Annotated in this window: 13 protein-coding genes; 8 read left to right on the plus strand and 5 right to left on the minus strand. The window is 73.8% G+C overall.

The genetic code is table 11. The features are described 5' to 3' along the window. Positions 1 to 79: 79 nt before the first annotated feature. The 3 genes from ACIQI7_RS36710 to eccE all read right to left on the minus strand — a co-directional run bounded on the left by ACIQI7_RS36710 (position 80) and on the right by eccE (position 4,613). Positions 80 to 2,299, minus strand: coding sequence for a MinD/ParA family protein (locus tag ACIQI7_RS36710; protein ID WP_401118602.1), 2,220 nt, complete (start codon positions 2,297 to 2,299; stop codon positions 80 to 82). 131 nt (positions 2,300 to 2,430) lie between these two features. Beyond that, entirely contained in the window at positions 2,431 to 3,198 is a 768-nt protein-coding gene (locus ACIQI7_RS36715) for a hypothetical protein (protein ID WP_401118605.1), read from the minus strand. Beyond that, positions 3,198 to 4,613, minus strand: a complete 1,416-nt coding sequence (eccE, locus tag ACIQI7_RS36720; RefSeq protein WP_401118608.1) for a type VII secretion protein EccE — start codon at positions 4,611 to 4,613, stop codon at positions 3,198 to 3,200. Before eccE ends, ACIQI7_RS36715 begins: the two co-directional genes overlap by 1 nt. Positions 4,614 to 4,799: 186 nt before the next feature. On the opposite strand from eccE, the gene ACIQI7_RS36725 reads away from it, so the two are divergent. From ACIQI7_RS36725 to ACIQI7_RS36750, 6 genes are all read left to right on the plus strand, one after another. After that, a complete protein-coding gene (locus tag ACIQI7_RS36725) occupies positions 4,800 to 6,482 on the plus strand; it encodes a type VII secretion protein EccB (protein ID WP_401118610.1) in 1,683 nt (560 codons plus the stop codon). Positions 6,483 to 6,663: 181 nt separating this feature from the next. Next, entirely contained in the window at positions 6,664 to 6,969 is a 306-nt protein-coding gene (locus ACIQI7_RS36730) for a WXG100 family type VII secretion target (protein WP_387760285.1), read from the plus strand. Between the two features lie 119 nt (positions 6,970 to 7,088). Continuing rightward, positions 7,089 to 7,379: a WXG100 family type VII secretion target gene (locus ACIQI7_RS36735; RefSeq protein ID WP_401118613.1), complete on the plus strand. Its 291-nt coding sequence runs from the start codon at positions 7,089 to 7,091 to the stop codon at positions 7,377 to 7,379. Between the two features lie 98 nt (positions 7,380 to 7,477). Next, positions 7,478 to 8,713, plus strand: coding sequence for a type VII secretion-associated serine protease mycosin (mycP, locus tag ACIQI7_RS36740; RefSeq protein ID WP_401118615.1), 1,236 nt, complete (start codon positions 7,478 to 7,480; stop codon positions 8,711 to 8,713). Between the two features lie 192 nt (positions 8,714 to 8,905). Continuing rightward, positions 8,906 to 9,445, plus strand: a complete 540-nt coding sequence (locus tag ACIQI7_RS36745) for a SigE family RNA polymerase sigma factor (protein ID WP_387760290.1) — start codon at positions 8,906 to 8,908, stop codon at positions 9,443 to 9,445. A gap of 68 nt (positions 9,446 to 9,513) precedes the next feature. Further along, on the plus strand, positions 9,514 to 10,776 hold the full coding sequence (locus ACIQI7_RS36750; protein WP_401118617.1) for a hypothetical protein: 1,263 nt from the start codon (positions 9,514 to 9,516) through the stop codon (positions 10,774 to 10,776). 79 nt (positions 10,777 to 10,855) lie between these two features. Here ACIQI7_RS36750 and ACIQI7_RS36755 read toward each other — a convergent pair whose 3' ends face one another. Beyond that, on the minus strand, positions 10,856 to 12,259 hold the full coding sequence (locus ACIQI7_RS36755; protein WP_401118620.1) for an APC family permease: 1,404 nt from the start codon (positions 12,257 to 12,259) through the stop codon (positions 10,856 to 10,858). Between the two features lie 468 nt (positions 12,260 to 12,727). Beyond that, entirely contained in the window at positions 12,728 to 16,672 is a 3,945-nt protein-coding gene (gene eccCa, locus ACIQI7_RS36760; RefSeq protein ID WP_401118622.1) for a type VII secretion protein EccCa, read from the minus strand. A gap of 359 nt (positions 16,673 to 17,031) precedes the next feature. Between eccCa and eccD the strand changes: the two genes are divergently transcribed. Then, on the plus strand, positions 17,032 to 18,489 hold the full coding sequence (gene eccD / locus ACIQI7_RS36765) for a type VII secretion integral membrane protein EccD (RefSeq protein ID WP_401118624.1): 1,458 nt from the start codon (positions 17,032 to 17,034) through the stop codon (positions 18,487 to 18,489). A gap of 203 nt (positions 18,490 to 18,692) precedes the next feature. Then, a complete protein-coding gene (gene rpsO, locus ACIQI7_RS36770; RefSeq protein WP_148645116.1) occupies positions 18,693 to 18,983 on the plus strand; it encodes a 30S ribosomal protein S15 in 291 nt (96 codons plus the stop codon). The last annotated feature ends 278 nt before the right edge of the window (positions 18,984 to 19,261 follow it).

Consider the following 19,261-nt stretch of genomic DNA (forward strand, 5'->3'; position numbering starts at 1 on the left):
GCGTCCGGCCGCGGGTTCCGGCCGCCGGGCCGCCGGATGGGGCCCACCGCCGGGGGGGCGGTGGGCCCCTTCCGTCGTCTCACTGCTGGGGGGCCTGCGGCGGGTAGCCGTAGCCCGGCCCCGGCTGCTGCGGCCAGGGCGCCCCGGGAGCGGGCTGCTGGGGGTAGCCGTAGCCGGGCGGGGGCGGCGGGGCCTGGCCGGGTTGCGGGGCCCACGGTGCCCCGGGGGCGGGGTGGCCGGCCTGCTGCGGGTAGGGCTGCTGCTGCGGGTCGGCGTACGGCTGCGGCTGACCGCCGGGATAGCCCGGTTGCGCCTGGGCCTGCTGCTGCCAGCCGGCCTGCTGGGCGGCGGCCTGCTGGGCCCGGACGATGTCCTCCCCGACCAGGGTGGCCAGCTCGAAGTAGGCCTCCCGGACCTTGGGCCGCATCATGTCGAGGTTGACCTCGGCGCCGGCCGCCAGGCTCTCGTCGAACGGCACCACGATCACGCCGCGGCAGCGGGTCTGGAAGTGCGCGACGATGTCCTCGATCTTGATCATCTTGCTGGTCTCGCGGACCCCGGAGACCACCGTGATGCTGCGCTGCACCAGGTCCGCGTAACCGTGCGCGGAGAGCCAGTCCAGGGTGGTCGAGGCGCTGGAGGCGCCGTCCACGCTGGGGGTGGAGACGATGATCAGCTGGTCGGCCAGGTCCAGCACCCCGCGCATCGCGCTGTACAGCAGGCCGGTGCCGGAGTCGGTCAGGATGATCGGGTACTGGCGGCCCAGCACGTCGATCACCTGGCGGTAGTCCGAGTCGTTGAAGGTGGTCGAGACCGCCGGGTCGACGTCGTTCGCCAGGATCTCCAGGCCCGAGTTCAGGTCCTGCGAGGTGAACTGACGGATGTCCATGTAGCTGCGCAGGTGCGGGATGGCCGTCACCAGGTCGCGGATGGTCGCGCCGGTCTGGCGCTTGACCCGGCGGCCCAGGGTGCCGGCGTCCGGGTTGGCGTCGATCGCGATCACCTTGTCCTGGCGCTCGCTGGCCAGGGTCGCGCCGAGCGCGGTGGTGGTCGTGGTCTTGCCGACGCCGCCCTTGAGGCTGATCACCGCGATCCGGTAGCAGCTCAGCACCGGGGTGCGGATGATCTCCAGCTTGCGGGCCTTCTCGGCCGCCGCGGCCTTGCCGCCGAACTGGAAGCGCGGCTGCTGGCGCTGCTGCTTGGGCTGGCTGCGCAGCAGCCGGTCCGAGGACAGCTCGACGGCGGCGGTGTAGCCGAGCGGCGCGCCGTGCGCGGTCTGCTGCGGGGCGGCGGCCTGCTGGAACGCGCTGGGCTGCGGGGCCTGCGGCTGCTGCCACGGCTGTCCGGGCCCCGGCTGCGGCTGAGCGGGCTGGGGCTGCGCCGGCTGGGCCTGCGGCTGGGGCGGCTGCTGGTACGCGGCGGGCTGCGGCCAGCCGCCCTGGCGCGGGTCCACCGGGCCGGGCTGCGGCACCGGGCCGGCCTGCTGCGGGGCGGCGGCCTGCTGGGCCTGCTGGGCCTGGGCTTGCTGGGCTTGTTGGGCCGCCCACGCGGCCTGCGGGTCCCAGGCCGCCGACGGGCCCTGCGGGTCCTGGGGGTGCTGCGGCGGGGCCTGCTGCACCGGCGGCTGCGCGAAGTTCTGCGGCTGCCCCGGCTGCCCCGGCTGCCCCGGCTGCCCCGGCTGGACCGCCTGGGCAGCCGGGGCAGGCTGCGCGGCCGCGGCGGTCGGGGCGGGCGCCGGCACCGGGTACGGCTGCGGCTGGACGGCCTGGGGCTGTCCGGGTTGCTGCTGCGCCGCGGCCTCCGGCGCCGCCCAGGCCGGGGCACCGGCCGGGGCACCGGCCTGCGGCTGCTCGGCGGCCGGCGGGGTCGGGGAGGCCGCCGGGAACGGGACGTGCTGCGCCTCGGCCTGTACCGGCGGGGCGGGGGCGGCGGGTGAGGGCGCGGGTGCGGGCGTCGTAGCAGGGGCGGCGCCCGGCACGGCCTCGGCCGCTGGCGCCGCGCCCTGGCCGGGCACCGGAGCCTGGGCCGGGGTCTGGGCCGGAGCCTGGCCCTGCTGCGCCGGTGCGGCCCCGGGGGCGGGCTGCTGGGCCGGAGCCTGCTGGGCCTGCGCCGGAGCGGCGGCCGGTACCTGGGCGGCGGCCGCGCCCGGAGCCGCACCGACCGCACCGGCCGCGCCCGGAGCCGCCGGCTCGGTCTGCACGTACCAGGACGGGGGAGTGTAGTCAGGCGCGTCCGACCAGTCGTCGTCGTCCTCCGCCGCGTTGTCGCCGACGTAGACGCCGTCCCGATCGCTGCTCACTCTGGCTCCCTCGTGTTCGCCGCCGCTTGTTCAGCGGTGCCGTTGCCGCATCAAAGACTAGGCGCTACGGCAACCCCCGTTGAAGGCGGCTACGGATCCCCGTCGGCCCGCCCGGTGCGGCGAGCCGACGCTCAGTCCATCCGGCGCGGCCCGCCGAGCACCTGCTGTTCGGCCTGCCCCGCCACGGCCCGTACGTACTGGCGCCGCATCCGGGTCGCCCACAGGGTGAGGTCGTCGCCGAGGGTGGGCAGCGCGGCCACGTCCTCCGGCGGCAGCGACAGCACCCGGCCGGTCAGCTCGGCCTCCTGCGGCGAGATCCGCTGCACGCCGACCAGGTCGGCGGCGTTCAGCACCCGGGAGGCGTTCGGGCCCAGGTACGGCAGCAGCGTCAGGGTGGTCTGCCAGGGCGCGGCGGAGAGCCGGCTGCGCGGCGGGCGGGCGCCGAGGTCGCGCACCACCAGCACCGGCGAGGCCACCGAGGCGCCCTGCGGGCCGAGCCGGCCGACCTGGTGGATCGTCACGCAGGGTTGTCCGCCGCCGGCCGCCTGGGCCATCGGGCCCCACAGCTGTCCGCGGGCGGTCTCCACCGCGACCCGGGCGCCGATCGCGGCCGCCCGCAGCGCGATGACCTGCGCCGTCCACATGCCGCCGACGAGCACCAGGTCGTACGAGGTCGGGCGGAACAGGCCGAGCACCGCGGGCAGCCCCTGCGGGTCGACGCCGATCACCACGCCGTCGTCGCCGACCGGGAAGGCCAGGGCGGCGAGGTCGGCCGGCTCCAGCACGTGCTTCTCCCGGCGCGGGCCGCGCAGGCCGAAGCCGGGCAGGATCCGCGGCCGGGCCCGGCGCTGCTCGGCGCCGGGCTGCGGGCCGACGGTGGGGTAGGTCTGGTACGCCATCAGGAAGCCCCTCCAAGCGGCAGGGTGGCGAGCATGCCGGGGGCCTGCTCCAGGTCGAGCCGGACGAGGCCGAGCCCGGTGCTCTGGGCCCGGGTCTCCACCTGGCGGCCGACCTGGCCGACCTCGCTCTCGCTGCGGCCGGTCACCCGCAGGTGCCCGCTGACCGTCACCGAGCCGCCGGTGCCGTGCCCGGCGGTCAGGCTGAAGGTGCTGGCGAGGGCCGGGGAGCCGGTGATCAGGTTGACCAGGTCCGGCGCGGCGACCCGGCCGGGGGCGCCGCCGGGGCGGCTCAGCTGCGGCCAGCGGGAGATCCCGTACGTGGTGTGCCAGCGGTCGTCGATCCGCCAGAACCGGTTGCCCTCCTGGGTGCGGCGGGTGGTGCCGCCGCCGCTGCCGGTGCCCTGCCGGCCGGCCACCGCGATCGGGTTGGCGCAGGTGGAGATGGCCAGCGCGGCGATCAGCTCGCGCTCGTCCAGCACGGTGGCGTTGAAGCCGGCGCTGTTGAGCCGGCCGGCCAGCTGGTCGGTGACCCGCTGCAGCGCCTTGCGGGCGCCCTCCTCGCCGCCGCCGCGGGCCCGGACGGCGGTCGCCGCGCGCTCCGGGTCGAGCTTGAGCGCGATCCAGGTCAGCCGCAGCCCGGGGGTGGAGGTGCCGTCCGGCAGCTCGCGGTAGGCGCGGGCGGCCAGCGACTGCTCGGGCAGGTGCGGGGCCGGGGCGGGCTGGGTGTGCTGGACCAGCTGCACCGACTCCAGGGTGATGTCGTCCACCGTGAGCGCCGAGCAGATCACGTCCAGCGGCAGCGGCAGGGCGGTGCGCACCGGGCGCAGCGGCTGGTCCTTGGCCTGGACGAGCAGCACCGAGCTGAGGAAGGTGCCGTCGCCGACCATGCCGGTCTCCCGGCGGACCGGCCGGCCGCCGAACTCGGCCTCGGTGGCGTGGGTGCAGGTGCGCAGCCCCGGTTCGAGCTCCAGCGCCGGCGCCAGCGCCGGGTCGGTGCCGGCCGGCGGCAGCAGTCTCCTGGCCTGCTTGCGGCGGGACTTGAGGGCGGCGCGGACCCGCAGCAGCTCCGGGACGGTGCGGCCGCGCACCGGGACGAGCGCGAGCACGAGCAGCACCAGCGCGACCGCGCCGAAGCCGGCCGCGACCGGGCGGCTGATCGTCCAGCCGACGGCGACCAGGGCCGCCGCGACCTCGACCAGGACGAGCTGCTGGAGCTTCAGCCGCCCGCCGAGCAGCCCCGGTCGGGGGTTGACCCGTACCTGGACGGCTCCGCCGCCCCCGCCGCCGGTGGGCTCCGGCCGGGCGGTCCCGGTGCCGGTCTCAGTCGTCGGCGCGCCGCGCTGAGCCCGGCCGGCCCGTCGCGACCTCCCGCCGCCCGCGCTGTGGCGGCGTCCTGGAGCGGTCTGGCTTGGCATCCCCCGGTGGCCCTCTCTGATCCGTTGTCGCGGCCCGGCTGGCTGTGTCGCGGACCGTACCCGTACCGTACTCACCGTCTGCTGCCGCATCGTAGAGGGTTCGCGCCGGTTCGTGCCCGGCGGGTGACCACGGGGACGGTCGGTCTGACAACGCCCGACGACGTCTGACAAGGGGGACGACGAGGTATGGCATCGCGCCGGGACGAGCTGAACGCGTACACCTTCGCCCGCAAGCGCACGGTGGGAGCCTTCCTGCTGCCCGCCGGTGGCGGCAGCGACGAGGACGCGCCGCGTCCGGTGAAGGCGGTGCTGCCGAGTGTGCTGGCCGGGGCGGTGGTCGTGGCCGGGTTCGGGCTCTGGGGGGTCTTCAAGCCGAGCGCGCCGGTGAAGTGGGACGACGGCAAGAACATCATCCAGGGCAAGCAGTCGACCACCCGTTACGTGGTGCTCCTCGACCAGGACAACAAGACCAAGCGGCTGCACCAGGTGCTCAACATGTCCTCGGCGCGGCTGGTGCTGCCCGCGGGCGCCAAGGTCGTGGTGGTGGACGACGGGGTGCTCGACCGGTACCCCAACCACGGGCCGACGATCGGCATCCCGTACGCGCCGGACAAGCTGCCGACCACGGACAACGCGAGCAAGCCGATGAAGTGGGCGGTGTGCGACCGCCCGGGCTCGGACGACAAGCAGGAGACCGTCAACCAGGCGGTGTTCGTGGCGGCCGGCGCGGACGCGGCGGCGCTGGCGGCGAAGGACCGGATGCTCGGCCCGGACCAGCTGATGCTGGTGCAGCAGGCCGACGAGCAGCAGGTCTCGGCCGCTCCGGCGCCGGGCCAGCCGGCCGTCGCGGGCGCGGCGGTGTACCTGGTCGACGCGCAGGGCCGCAAGCACCAGATCGGCACCCCGCAGTCGGACGACAAGGAGCGCAAGGCGCTGATCACCGCGGTGTTCGGGCCCAACGCGGTGCCGCAGCGGGTCAAGCGGGACTGGCTGGAGACCCTGGTGACCGCCACCCCGATCACCTTCCCGCAGGTCGAGGGGGTCGCCGACAGTCAGGGCGCCAACTCCAAGGTGGAGCTGAGCAACCCGGCCGACCGCCGGATCGGCCGCCTGGTGCACTACCAGGACCGCCACTACGTGGTCGGCAGGGACCAGCTGTTCCTGGTCACCCCGTTCCAGGCGGAGCTGATCCGGCAGAACCCGGCGTACCAGATGCTCTACAAGTACGACCAGGACAAGAAGCCGCGCAGCGACGAGATGAACCCGGCCGACAACGCCCAGTGGGGCGGCGACGTCCGGTTGAAGGGCACCGCGCCGGACTGGCCGCTGAAGGCCGGTGCGCCGGTGAACAACTGGCAGGACCGCCAGGACGCCCGGATGGTCGTGTGCAGCACCTACGACGGTGTCGCCGAGGACGGCGCCACGGCCAAGCGCAGCGTCTGGGCCGGGACTTCGTACCCCGCGCCGTACAACAACGGCGCCGGGGCCGCGTACGTGACCCCCGGTCACGGGCTGTTCTACCGCTCGTTGGACAACTCGGCCGCCGGCTCCGGAACCGACTTCCTGATCACCGAGACCGGGTTGCGCTACTCCGTCCCGTCCAACGGTGACGGCGGTCGGCGGCCCGCCGCCTCGCCGCAGCCCGGCCAGAGCGGCACCCCGAAGCCGCCGGCCGCGCAGCCCGGTGCGACGCCGGCCCCCGGGGCGTCCCAGGAGCCCGGCCAGCAGCAGGAGGAACCCGGCGCCAACCAGGCCCGGTTGGGTTACCAGGGCGTCCAGCCGCTGCCGGTCCCTAAGGAGTGGTCGAACCTGGTTCCGGCCGGACCGCCGTTGACGGCGAAGAGCGCCGTCCAGCCGCAGAACGCCTGACGGGCCAAGCGCCGTAACCGAATTGGCACCAGTGTCATGGTCTGGTAACTAGTCGGTGATCGGTGTTGGGCGAGCTGCGTGTGCCGACTACAGTGCTGCTGGACATCACACCGGTGATGTGGCGGCCGGCCCGCAGGGCCGTCCGTGCACGCAAATGTTGTCTCATGGGGGACGGTGGAGCATGGCTCAGGGTCAGTTCACGATGACCGCGCAGGAGATGCTGGCTTTCGCCAAGCAGATCGAAGAGGCCATCGGCAAGATCGAGGCCGAGCGGACCAAGCTGATCAGCACGGTCTCCGGCATCACCAGCGGCTGGCAGGGCCAGGCCGCGACGGCCTACACGAACCTGCAGAACAAGGTCAACGAGGACATCGCGAAGCTCAAGGAGTCGCTGACCGCGATCAAGCACGCGATCGAGCTGACCACCAAGCACTACGCGAGCACCGAAGAGGAGCAGAAGGCGATGTTCTCCTCGGCCCAGGGCTGATCACCGCACCCGCGCTGATCGCCGCACCCGCGCCGACCGCCGTTCTGTCCGATCCACCGCTCTGCGGGGCGCCCGCCGCTGACCGCGCGGCGCTCCGCACCCTCGCCTAGGGAGACAACGTGTCCGACCACATCCTCGTCAATTTCCAGACCGTTCACCACGCGGCCGAGGAGGTGCGCGCCTCGGCGGGCCGCATCGACCACCTGCTGAACGACCTCAAGTCCCAGGTCACCCGCATCGCCGCCAGCTGGCAGGGTGCCGCCCAGCAGGGCTACCAGGCCCACCAGGCCCAGTGGGACTCCCGCGCCGCCGACCTCCAGCAGGTCTGCTCGCAGATCGCGACCTCGCTGGACAACGCCGCGCAGAGCTACAAGACGACCGAGGACGCCAACGCCAAGCTCTGGGGCTGACGTTCGGGTTCCTTGAGGAACGGCAGGGGGCGGGTACCCGGATTCCGGGCACCCGCCCCCGACGCGCGGCACGGGTGGACGACATGAGGGGTGGCAGGGTGTCCCGACACGGGTACCGGAAGGCGGCCGCGGCGCTGGCCGCGCTCGCGGTGCTGGGCGGACCGCTCGCCGCCCCGGCGTACGCCGGCGACGGGACCGGGCTGGCCGCGGCCGGCGACTGCCCCAAGAACGCGCCCGACGTGAAGACCGTGCCGTGGTCGCTGCAGCGCCTGCTGCTGAACGAGCTGTGGCAGGACGGCAGGACCACCGGCGCGGGCGTGACGGTCGCGGTCATCGACACCGGGGTGGACGACCGGAACCCGCAGCTGGCCGACGGCAAGGTGATCGAGGGCCCCAACCTGCTGGTCAACCGGGAGACCAAGGAGCCGGTCAAGGGCAGGTCCGTCGAGGACCCGGTCGGCCACGGCACCAAGGTGGCCGGCATCATCGCGGCCCGCGTCAGCAAGCAGACCGGCTTCGTCGGCCTGGCCCCCGACGCCAGGATCCTGGCGATCCGGCAGAACGACAGCGACGGCAACGGCGACGTCTCCACCCTCGCCGTGGCGATCAGGGAGGCGGTCAAGGCCGGCGCCCGGGTCATCAACATCTCCCAGGACGTGCGCGGCGCGGGCGACGCCCGCTTCGGCGGCTACGCGGAGCTGAAGGCCGCCGTCGAGTACGCCGAGGAGAACAAGGCCGTCGTCGTGGCCTCCACCGGGAACGACGGCAAGGAGGGCGACACCTATCCGGGCGCCTTCCCGACCGTGCTGGCCGTCGGCGCCTCCGACCGTAACAACGAGCGCGCGCCGTTCTCCCAGTACGGCGCCTTCGTGAAGGTCGCCGCGCCCGGTGTCGACATGCTGTCCACCGTGCCCGGGAGCGGCCAGTGCGTGGACAACGGCACCAGCTTCGCCGCCCCGTACGTCTCCGGGCTCGCCGCGCTGCTGGTCGGCGCCCATCCGGACTGGAAGGCGGCCCAGGTGCGGGCCTGGATCGAGCAGACCGCGCAGCGCACCCAGCGGGACCCGGACACCTTCATCGGCTGGGGCGTGGTGGACCCGGTCAAGGCCGTCACCAAGGCCCCCGTCGACGCGCCCCTCGTGCCCACCCCGGACGCCCCGGTGCAGCTCGCCGCCGCGCCGATCGTGCCGCGCCCGGTGGGCCTCGGCGAGACCCAGGCCGACCGCGACGGCCGCACCGCGACGTACGTGGTCGGCGTCGGCGCGCTGCTGGTCGCCCTGCTGATCGGCGGCGGCGTGGTGCTGCGCGACCACCGGCGCAAGTCCGCCGGCTGACCCGCGGGCCCGACGCCCGGCCGACGTCCGGTCCACGGCCCGGCGCCGGTCGCCCGCCCGTCGCCCGCCCGCCCGTCGCCCGCCCGCCGGAGACCGGCTCGCCCGGGGATCCGCTGGAACCCTGTAACACCGCCGCCCGCCCGCCGCATCGATGAAGTGTCAGGGTGGGCGGACCGCGGGGGAGCAGGGCGCATGAGGTGGAACGGGGCGGGCCGGGAGGCCAAGGACGCGGAGTTCCTGGAACTCGTCTCCGGCCGGACCGGCCACCTGTACCGGTCGGCCTGCCTGCTCACCAGCGGCGACACCCACTACGCCGAGGACCTCGTCCAGGAGGCCCTCAGCCGGATGTACGTGCTGTGGCGGCGCAGCGCCTTCACGGGCCGCGGCCGGATCGACAACCCGGCGGCCTACACCCACACCGTCATGGTGCGCACCTTCCTCGCCCAGCAGCGCCGCCGCTCCAGCGGCGAGCGCCCCAGTGACGCCCTGCCGGAGCCGGAGGGGCGGGACTCCGACAGCACCCTGCGGCTGACCCTCCTCGACGCGCTCGGCCGGATGCCGCCCAAGGACCGCGCGGTCCTGGTGCTGCGCTACTGGGAGGACCGCAGCGTCGAGGAGACCGCCGAGGCCATGCGGGTCTCCTCCGGCGCCGTCCGCACCCGCACCACCCGGGCCCTGGCGCGGCTGCGCACCCTGCTCGGCGACTCGCTGACCGAGCTCGCCGCCCGCTGAGGCCGGCGCGCCGCCCCGCCCGTACGGCACTTCCCGCAATCCGCGACGCAAGGAGACGGTGAACACCCATGTCCGAACCGGACAAGTTCGAGGACGATCTTCTCTGTGCCCTCACCCGTACGGGCGAGGGCTTCCGCACCGAGCAGGCCGCACAGGCGGACCTGGTCGCGGGCGGCTACCGGCGCGGCCGGAGCCGCTGGCGCCGCCGCTCGGCCGCCGCGGTGGTGGGCGGCGCGGCCGCGCTGGCCCTGGTGGGCACCGGAGCGGTGTACCTGGGCGCGCCGGGGGCGAAGGACCCGGGCACGGTGCGCGCGGCCTCCGCCCCGGCGGCGGCCGGCGGTGGCGCCAGCCCCGCGGCCACGCCGACGGCGGCGCGGTCCTCGGCCCCGACCCCGGCCGTGGTCACCGGCGAGGAGGTCCTGGCGACCTTCCGGGCCCTGCTGCCCAAGGGCGAGATCACCGAGGCCAAGGGCCGCGGCACCGACGACGAGCGGATGAACGGCACCTTCGCCGGGGCGGACCTGGTCTTCGACGACGGCCAGGGCAGGTCGCTGATCCAGATCGGTGTCCAGAAGCACCGGCCCCGGCAGGCGCAGGTGCCCGGCTGCCCGCCGGACCCCAAGCTCGCCCGGGTCGACTCCTGTGCCGTCACCACCCTGCCGGACGGCTCCGTGCTCCTGCTGCAGCAGGGCCACGAGTACCCGGACGGCCGGGCCGACACCAAGGAGTGGCACGCCACGCTGAACGGCCCGGACGGCCGGAGCATCTCCCTGAGCGAGTGGAACGCGCCCCAGGAGAAGGGCGCGCCGGACAGCCGCCCCAACCCGCCGCTCACCCTCGACCAGCTGAGGGCGATCGTCACCGACGGGTCCTGGGACCGGGTCGTCGCGGCGGTCGGGTTCGACGGCGTCGACGTCGAGGCGGTCGACCCCGGCCTGTCCCTGGCGGACCGGGAGGCCGCCCTGGCACGGCTGCTGCCCCCGGGGGTGACCGTGACCGGCCGCACCGGCGGTCCGCTGGCGGCCACCTTCCAGCTGGCCCGGGGCGGGACCACCGGCTCGGTGGTGCTGCGGGTGGAGAACTGGGCGAAGTCCGGGGGCAACCCGGCTGAGCGGGCGTTCAAGGACGCGGTCACCCTGCCGGACGGGAGCCGGGTGCTCACCAGCGGCACCGGCGGTGCCCCGGACGTCAAGGGCAAGCCGCCGGTGGTGAACGTCCTGCGCCCCGACGGCGTGGCCGTCATGGTCTCCCAGGGCCCGGGGGAGCAGCTGCTCACCCCGGACCAGCTGAGGGCGATCGCCGCCGACCCGGTCTGGAAGACGGCGAAGTAGCACGCGCACACAGCGGTGCCCCGGGCTGGGGGAGGCCCGGGGCACCGCTGTGTGGGGGAGGCGTGGGGGAGGGTGGGGGTCAGTCCTGCTGGTCCTCGGGGAGGCTGATCACCCAGTGGGTGTCCTGCCGGGGGCGCAGGTAGAACAGCCAGTAGAGGGTGCCGGCGGCGGTGATGCCGCCGGTCCACAGCAGGGGCTCGGCGTCCAGCTGGGTGATCACGTAGACCAGGACGGCGATCAGCACGACCGGGACGGCCGGCCACAGCGGCATCCGCCAGGCGGCGGCGTGCTTGTGGTGGGCGCGGCGGGAGAGCAGCGCGGCGATCGCGACCAGCAGGTACATCCCGGTGACGGCGACGCCGGTGATGTTGCTCAGCAGCTCGCCCTTGACGAAGCAGAGCGCGGCGCCGGGCAGGCCGACCGCCAGGGTGGCGACCCACGGCGAGCCGAACCGGCCGAGGGTACCGAAGGCCTTGTTGACCGGCTCCGGCCAGGCCTTGTCACGGGCGGAGGCGAACAGCACCCGGGAGTTCTGGATGACCATGACGATGCCGGCGTTGATGATGGCCAGCGCGACGCAGAGGCTGATGAAGGTGCCGACCGCGGAGTTGCTCCAGGCGGTGACCATGCCGGAGATGTCGCCGGAGGCCAGGGTCTGGAGGTCGGGGGCGCCCATCGTGATGGCGACGACCGGGACCAGGATGACGGCGGAGGAGATGCCGAGCGTCCACAGCACGGTGCGCGAGACGGTGCGGCGGGGGTTCTCCAGCTCCTCGGAGAGGTAGACGGCGGTGGAGAAGCCCTGGGTGATGAACAGGGCGATGCCGAGCGCGCCGACGATGGCGCCCACGCTCACCGTGGTGGTGGTGCCGCCGTCCCCGGCGACCACGCCGTGCAGCAGGCTGGGGGCGTCGCTGTTGGTGTGGGCGAAGCCGAGCACCGACACCACGCCGGCCGCGACGACCTCCAGGACCAGGAAGACGCCGGTGATCCAGGCGTTGGCGCGCAGGTCGAGCAGGCCGGCCAGGGTGGCGGCCAGCATCACGGCGGCGCCGGTCATGGCCTTGTCCAGGTGCAGGACGGGGGCGAGGTAGTCGGCGGTGCCGAGGGCGATGACCGAGGGGACGATCATCACCACGATCAGCGAGAGCACGAAGACGAGCCAGCCCATCAGCCGTCCGGCGAGGGTGCCGACCATCGCGTACTCGCCGCCGGCGCTGGGGATCAGGGTGCCGAGCTCGGAGTAGCAGAACGCGACGGCGACGCAGAGCACGGTGCCGATCGCGATGGCCAGGGCGGTGGCGCTGCCGATGCTGGAGAACAGCTCCGGCACGATCACGAAGAGCGTCGAGGCGGGGGTGACGCAGGACAGCGTGAGCAGGGTGCCGCCCACCACGCCGATCGAGCGCTTGAGCTGTTGGGACGCGGCCGCCTCGGCCGCCGGGGCGGCTACGTTCTGTGGCGGACGAAGCGTGTCGGTCATGTGGCTTCCGATCGGCTCTGTGCGGTGCTGGAGTGGGAGCGGTATCGCCTCCGCTGGCTGGTTGCTCGGTGTCCGGTTCCAGTCGCTCCCGGGCCGCAATGGAACCGTGGGCGTATTGATCGAGTCAACGCCGGAAGTGCTTCGGAATCCGTTGCGCAAAACCGCATAAGCATGCGATCCGATGATCACGTTCGGTCATTGCGAGCTTTGTCCGACTTGTTACCTGGGCCACATGGCGATTGAATCGAAGGTGAACAAACGGGACGAGTCAGGGATTCAAAGGTGGTGCTCCAGGTGGACGGTGACACGCCAGGTGCCCCCGAAACGCCCGGGAACTCCCCGGCCGGGTACGGGAACCGCAGCCCCCGTCCGGAAAGATCTAGGTAACGTTTCGGAACCTGGGACGCCGAAGGGGTCGGACTCCGTGAGTCCGACCCCTTCGACCACCGTCCGTGACGACCGGCGCGGTCACGCCACCGGCAGCCAGCCCGTCTGGACCATCTGCCCGCTGGTCACGCGGCGTGACACGTAGACCCCTCGGCCCGGCGGCAGTGCCTGCGGCTTGACCGCTCCCAGCAGCGCGCCCTCGTCCCGGTTGCCGGAGAGGATCACGCCCTGGCCGCCGAGCTCGCGCATCCGCTGCAGCACCGGCTCGTACAGCGAGCGGCCGGCGCCGCCCGCGCTGCGGGCCACGATCACCCGCAGGCCGATGTCGCGGGCGAACGGCAGGAACTCGGCCAGCGGGGCCAGCGGGTTGCCCGAGCTCGTCGAAACCAGCTCGTAGTCGTCGACGATCACGAACATGTCCTTGCCGCTGTACCAGCTGCGGTTGCGCAGCTGCTCGGCGGTCACGTCCGGGCCCGGCAGACGGCGCGAGCAGGCGCCGCGCAGCATGTCGACGATGGCCGCCATGGCCGGCTGCGCGGCCGCGTACTCCACCAGGTACTCCGGCGGCACGGTGCCGAGCAGCGCGCGCCGGTAGTCGCCGACCACGATGCCCGCCTGGTCCGGGGTGTAGCGCTCGGTGATCTGCTTGATCAGCATCCGCAGCACCGCGGACTTCCCGGACTCGGTGTCGCCGAAGACGATGAACAGCGGGTCGGTCTCGAAGTTGACGAAGACCGGTGCCAGCTCCGCCTCGTCCACGCCGAAGGCGACGCCGCGCTCGGGGTGCTCGAAGCCCTTCGGCAGCGAGTGGCCGTCCAGGACGGCCGGCAGCATCCGGACCTGCGGGGCGCGCGGGCCGCTCCAGGCCCCGTCGATGGCGCTGACCAGGCCGGCCACGCCGTTCTGCAGGTCGTCCACCGTGGAGGAGCCGTCCAGCCGGGGCAGGCCGGACAGGAAGTGCAGCCGCTCCGGGGTGATGCCGCGCCCGGCCAGCGGCGGGACGTTCTGCGCCACCCGGCGGTCGACCTCGGACTCCATCGCGTCACCGAGCTTCAGCTCGGTCCGGTTCTGCAGCAGGTCCTTCAGCGCCGGGCGCACCTCGGCGTACCGGGCCGCGGTGATGACCAGGTGCACGCCGTAGCCGAGGCCGCGCTGGGCGATGTCGCCGATGACCGGCTCCAGGCCCTCGAACTCCTGCTTGAAGGTGTTCCAGCCGTCGATCACCAGGAAGACGTCGCCGAAGGCCTCGTCCGGCAGCTGGCCGGCCGCCCGGCGGGCCCGGTAGGTGGCGATGGTGTCGATCCCGGCGACCCGGAACAGCTCCTCGCGCCGGTTGAGCACGCCGTGCACCTCGGAGACCATCCGGCGCACCTTGTCCACGTCCAGGCGCCCGGCCACCCCGCCGACGTGCGGCAGCCCGGCCAGCGACTGGAAGCTGCCCGCACCGAAGTCGAGCAGGTAGAACTGCACCTCCAGCGGGGTGTGGGTGAGGCCGAACGAGGCCACCGTGGTGCGCACCACGGTCGACTTGCCGGAGCGCGGGCCGCCCACGATCAGGCCGTGGCCGGCCGCCCCCGCGTAGTCGACCTCCAGGATGTCCGTCTTCTGCTCGCGCGGCTTGTCCACGATGCCGATCGGCACCCGCAGCCGGCCCGCCGGGTAGCCGGGCGCGGTCAGCCCGCGCTCCGGCACGACCTGCAGCGGCGGCAGCAGGTGGTCCATGGTCGGCGCCTCCTCCAGCGGCGGCAGCCACACCTGGTGCGCGGCCGGGCCCTGGCCGGACATCCGCTGGACGAACACGTCCAGCACGGTGTCCACCAGCGCGTCGTCCTGCTCCGGGGCCTGCGGCGCGACCTCCTCCTCCACCGGGTCCGGCAGGTCCACGAAGGCCGCGGTGAACTCCACCGGGCGCGCGTTGACCCGCCGCCCGCCGGTCGACCGCTGCTGCCCCGGCGCCCGGTAGGGCCCCGAGACGTAGGCGGCCTTGAACCGGTCCATCACGTCCTCGCCGAACTTGAGGTAGCCGACACCCGGCACCGGCGGCAGGTGGTAGGCGTCCGGCACGCCGATCGCGGCCCGGGACTCCGCAGCCGAGAAGGTGCGCAGACCGATCCGGTACGACAGGTAGGTGTCCAGGCCGCGCAGCTTGCCCTCCTCCAGGCGCTGCGAGGCCAGCAGCAGGTGCACGCCCAGCGAACGGCCGATCCGGCCGATCTGGATGAACATCTCGATGAAGTCGGGCTTGGCGGTGAGGAGCTCGGAGAACTCGTCGATGATCAGCACCAGCGACGGCAGCGGGTCCAGCGCCGCGCCGGCCGCCCGGGCCCGCTCGTACTCGTGGATGTTGGCGTAGTTGCCCGCCGAGCGCAGCAGCTCCTGGCGGCGGTGCAGCTCGCCCTCGATCGCGTCGCGCATGCGGTCGACCAGGGTGAGCTCGCCCTCCAGATTGGTGATCACCGCGGAGGTGTGCGGCATGTCCGCCATGCCGGAGAAGGTCGCGCCGCCCTTGAAGTCGGCGAGGACGAAGTTCAGGATCTCCGAGGAGTGGGTCATCGCCAGCGCCAGCACCAGCGTGCGCAGCAGCTCCGACTTGCCGGAACCGGTCGCGCCCACGCACAGGCCGTGCGGGCCCATGCCCTCCAGCGCGGCCTCCTTGATGTCCAGGTAGACGTGCTCGCCGTTGGCGCCGACGCCGATCGGCACCCGCATCCGCTCGTGCTGGGCGCGCGGGCGCCAGCTGCGGGCCACGTCGAAGGAGCCCGGGTCGCCCGAGCCCATCATGTCGGTGAAGTCGAGGTTGGACAGCAGCGGTTCGTCGTCGCCGCCGGCCGAGATCCGGTACGGCGCCAACTGCCGCGCCAGCGCCTCGGACTGCCACACCGAGAGCAGGTCCGGCTTGCCGGTGTACGTCGCGCCGGAGGCCGAGCGCAGCACCAGCTCCTCGGCGCCGACCGTGATCATCAGGTGCCCGCTGGGCTCGTCGACCTCACCCGGGACCACCTCGATGACCGTCACGCCCTGCACGCCCTCCGGGCTCGCCAGCAGCGAGTCGTGGGGCACCCCGGCGCCGTCCATGACCACCACCAGGTGCGGCTGGTCGGCCGGCGGGGCCACCTCCCGCACGAAGCGCTGGCGGCCGGCCAGTTCGTCCTGGAGCAGGTACTCCAGGTCGCCCAGGTCGCTCGCGAACAGCCGGCGCGAGCCCGCGCCGTCGGCCTCCTTGCGGTGCTGGTTGTGCGGGAGCCACTTGGTCCACTCCCACTCCTCGGCCGCACCGGGCGCGGCCGCGACCGCCACCATCAGGTCGTCCGGCGAGTGCAGGGTGGTCAGCTGGGCGATCATCGCGCGCACGTTCCCGTACACCGAGTCCGGGTCCCCGCACACCGTGATGTGGTAGAAGGCCCGCAGCGAGACCGCCAGCGGCAGGTCCTGGAGGGTGCCGTGCGCCTTCAGGAAGGAGTGCATCGCGGCCGCCGACAGCGGCTCCAGCTCGTCCATCGGCGCGGTCTGCGGCGCCACCAGCGGCGTGGACAGCTGCACCGGCCCGAGGCCCACCCGGATCTGGGCGAAGTCGCCGTCCCCGGTGCGCCGTTCCCACAGTCGCCGGCCGTCCTCGACGATCGACCAGAGCTGGTCCGGCGCCGGGTTCAGGAACAGCAGCGCACCGCGCTGGCGCTCCGCCGTGCGGCGCACCTGGCGGCGGGTCTGCTGGAGGTACTTCAGGTAGTCGCGCCGCTCGTCGGCCATCGCGGTCGAACCGCCCTTGCGGGCCCGGACGATCTGCGCCAGCGCCATGCCGAGCGTCGAGGCGATCATCAGACCGCCCATGATCTTCATCGGCGCCGCGGCGCCCGGCGAGAAGAAGAAGACCGCCGAGCCGCCCATGCCCATCATCGGCAGGAGGCTCATCAGCCAGTCCTCGCCGCCCTGCCGGGGCAGTTCGGGCGGGCTCACCAGCTCCACCGGTTCGTCCGGCACGGTGGGCGGGTACGCCCTGGCCGGTCGCTTGACCGTGATCACACCCATGTGTCATCCACCCCGCGGCGTCGATCGATCACTTCGGCATCAGCCCTCTGCGATATGCGTACGGTCCGTACGGGAATCCGGTGGCTGAGGACGCCCCACCCAGCGCAGCCCCCGTACCTTTGCGCAGGCGCCGATCCTAACGGTCGCTCCCGCACCGCCCGCCAGGGCCCGGTACGCACCGGCACCGGACACGAACCGAACGGGTAGGGTAACGCCGCGCCAACTCGCGGCCCGGTCGGGCCGGTTCCACAGCAACACCGAGCGCCGCCGTGCCTCGGCACCGTCAACAAGGGGGAGCGCCAAGTGCGTCGAAGGATCGAGGTGGGGGCCCTCATGGGCGAGCGCTGCGAGGTGGGCGCATGAGCGCCGCCGCGACGGGCTACTGCCGGGTGACCGTCGTCGCCCCGGACCGCCGGATCGACGTCGCCCTGCCCGAGGACGTCCCGCTCGCGGACGTCTATCCCGAGGTGCTGCGGCTGGCCAACCAGAGCCAGCCCGACGGCACCCCCACCGGCTTCCACCTGGTCCGCCGCGACGGCACGGTGCTCGACAGCGGGCTGCCGCTGGCCGCCCAGCAGGTCCGCGACGGCGACCTGCTGGCGCTGCGCCCCTTCGCCGAGTCGCTGCCGCCGGCCGTCTACGACGACGTCGCCGACGCGATCGCCAGCGCCGTCGAGGCCGACCGCCGGTTCTGGACCGCCGAGCTGATGCGCGGCTTCGGCCTGATCGGCGCCGGGGTGCTGCTCACCCTGCTCGGCTTCGCGCTCTGGTTCTCCGACCTGCGCCACGACATGCACGGCCTGCCCGGCGTCCTGGCCGGCGTCACCGCCGTCGTGCTGACCGCGCTCGCCGGGGTGCGCGCCCGGGTCTACCAGGACGCCCACGCGGCCGTCGCGCTCGGCCTCGGCGCGCTGCCGCACGCCATGATCGGCGGCAGCGGCCTGATCGCCGTCGCCCACCCGTGGGACGGCCCCGGCCGGCTCCAGTTCCTGGCCGGCTGCGTCGCCGTCCTGGTGGTCGCCGTGCTGCTGGCCGGCCTGCTGCCGGAGCGGGACGCGGTGTTCGTCGCCGCCGCCCTGGTCTCCACCGCCGGCGCGCTCGCCACCTTCGCGGCCGTCCTGCTGCCGGAGACCCCGGCCGGGCACATCGCCGCCGTCACCGGGGTCGCCGCCGTCGCCGTGATCGGCTTCCTGCCCGGCCTCTCCGCCCGCTTCGCCCGGCTGCCGGTCGGCTTCAGCGCCCCCGGCCAGACCCGCACCCGCAGCCGCGACTACGACGAGGAGGCCGAGCGCGCCGAGGCCGTCCAGTACGAGAAGATCGCGCACCAGGCCCGCCGCGGCCACGAGGTGCTGGTCGGCCTGGTCGGCGGCTGCGCCGCGGTCGTGGTCGGCGCCTGCGCCGTCCTCGGCTTCACCGACGAGACCTTCCCCGAGCTGCTCGCGCTCGCCCTGGGCCTGACCACCATGCTGCGCGCCCGGTTGTTCCGCTACACCGCCCAGGTGCTCAGCCTCACCGTGGCCGGCCTGCTCGGCCTGAGCCTGCTGATCGTCGGGCTCTCCCTGCACACCCCGCAGTTCTTCCTGCGGGCGGCCGGCTCCACCACCGAGCTCGACCTGCGGACGATCTGGCTGACCGGCTCCATCGCCTTCGGCGCCGCCCTGCTCACCGCGATCGCCCTGGTGGTGCCGCGGCTCGGGGTCTCCCCGTTCTGGGGGCGCATCCTGGACCTGGTGGACAGCCTCACCCTGATCTCGCTGGTCCCGCTGGCGCTCGCCGTGCTGGACATCTACCGGCTGGTCCGCGGCGCCACCAGCTGACCCGGGCGGCCCGCCCTCGTGCCGCCCACCCGGCCCGCCGAACGGCCGGGTGGGCGGCACTGGTACGCTTGGCCTCCGAGCGCAGCCGTCTGTCCGCCGCCCCTCCGTGGGCCGCGGAGTGCGGGCCGCGCTCGCGACACCGAGTTCTCGATGAGTCCTGTGTTGTCGACCAGGACCGCTCGGTAGACCCCGAAGGAGTTGCAGTGGCTCTCGCCTCTGACGTCAAGAAGCAGATCATCGCCGAGTTCGGCCAGAAGGAGGGCGACACCGGCTCCCCCGAGGTCCAGGTGGCCATGCTCTCCCGTCGCATCTCGGACCTGACCGAGCACCTCAAGGCCCACAAGCACGACCACCACTCGCGTCGTGGCCTGCTGATCCTGGTCGGCCAGCGCCGTCGCCTGCTCCAGTACCTGGCCAAGAAGGACATCGAGCGCTTCCGTACGCTCGTCGACCGCCTGGGCATCCGCCGCGGTGCCGCCGGCGGCGCCCGCTAAGACCGCCGCTCGGGGCGGCTCCCCACACCGGGGAGCCGCCCCTCGCGCGTATGCCGCGGTGGTTGAACCGCGGCGCCCGGAGATAACAACTCGCGCGCACCTCCCCAGGTGGCCGAGGATTGCACCGTAGGGTTGTGGGCATGCCGGGTGATGGCGCACCAGCGCGCCACCCGGGCAGCAGGACCCGAACCCCCCGCGGGACGAAGGCTTCAAACGGAAGCCGCCCGCATCCGAGAGAGCGTCCAGACGCGGACCGCCCTTCCCGGCCCGGCAGCCGT

The sequence above is a fragment of the Kitasatospora sp. NPDC092039 genome, assembly GCF_044756065.1.
Classification (GTDB): domain Bacteria; phylum Actinomycetota; class Actinomycetes; order Streptomycetales; family Streptomycetaceae; genus Kitasatospora.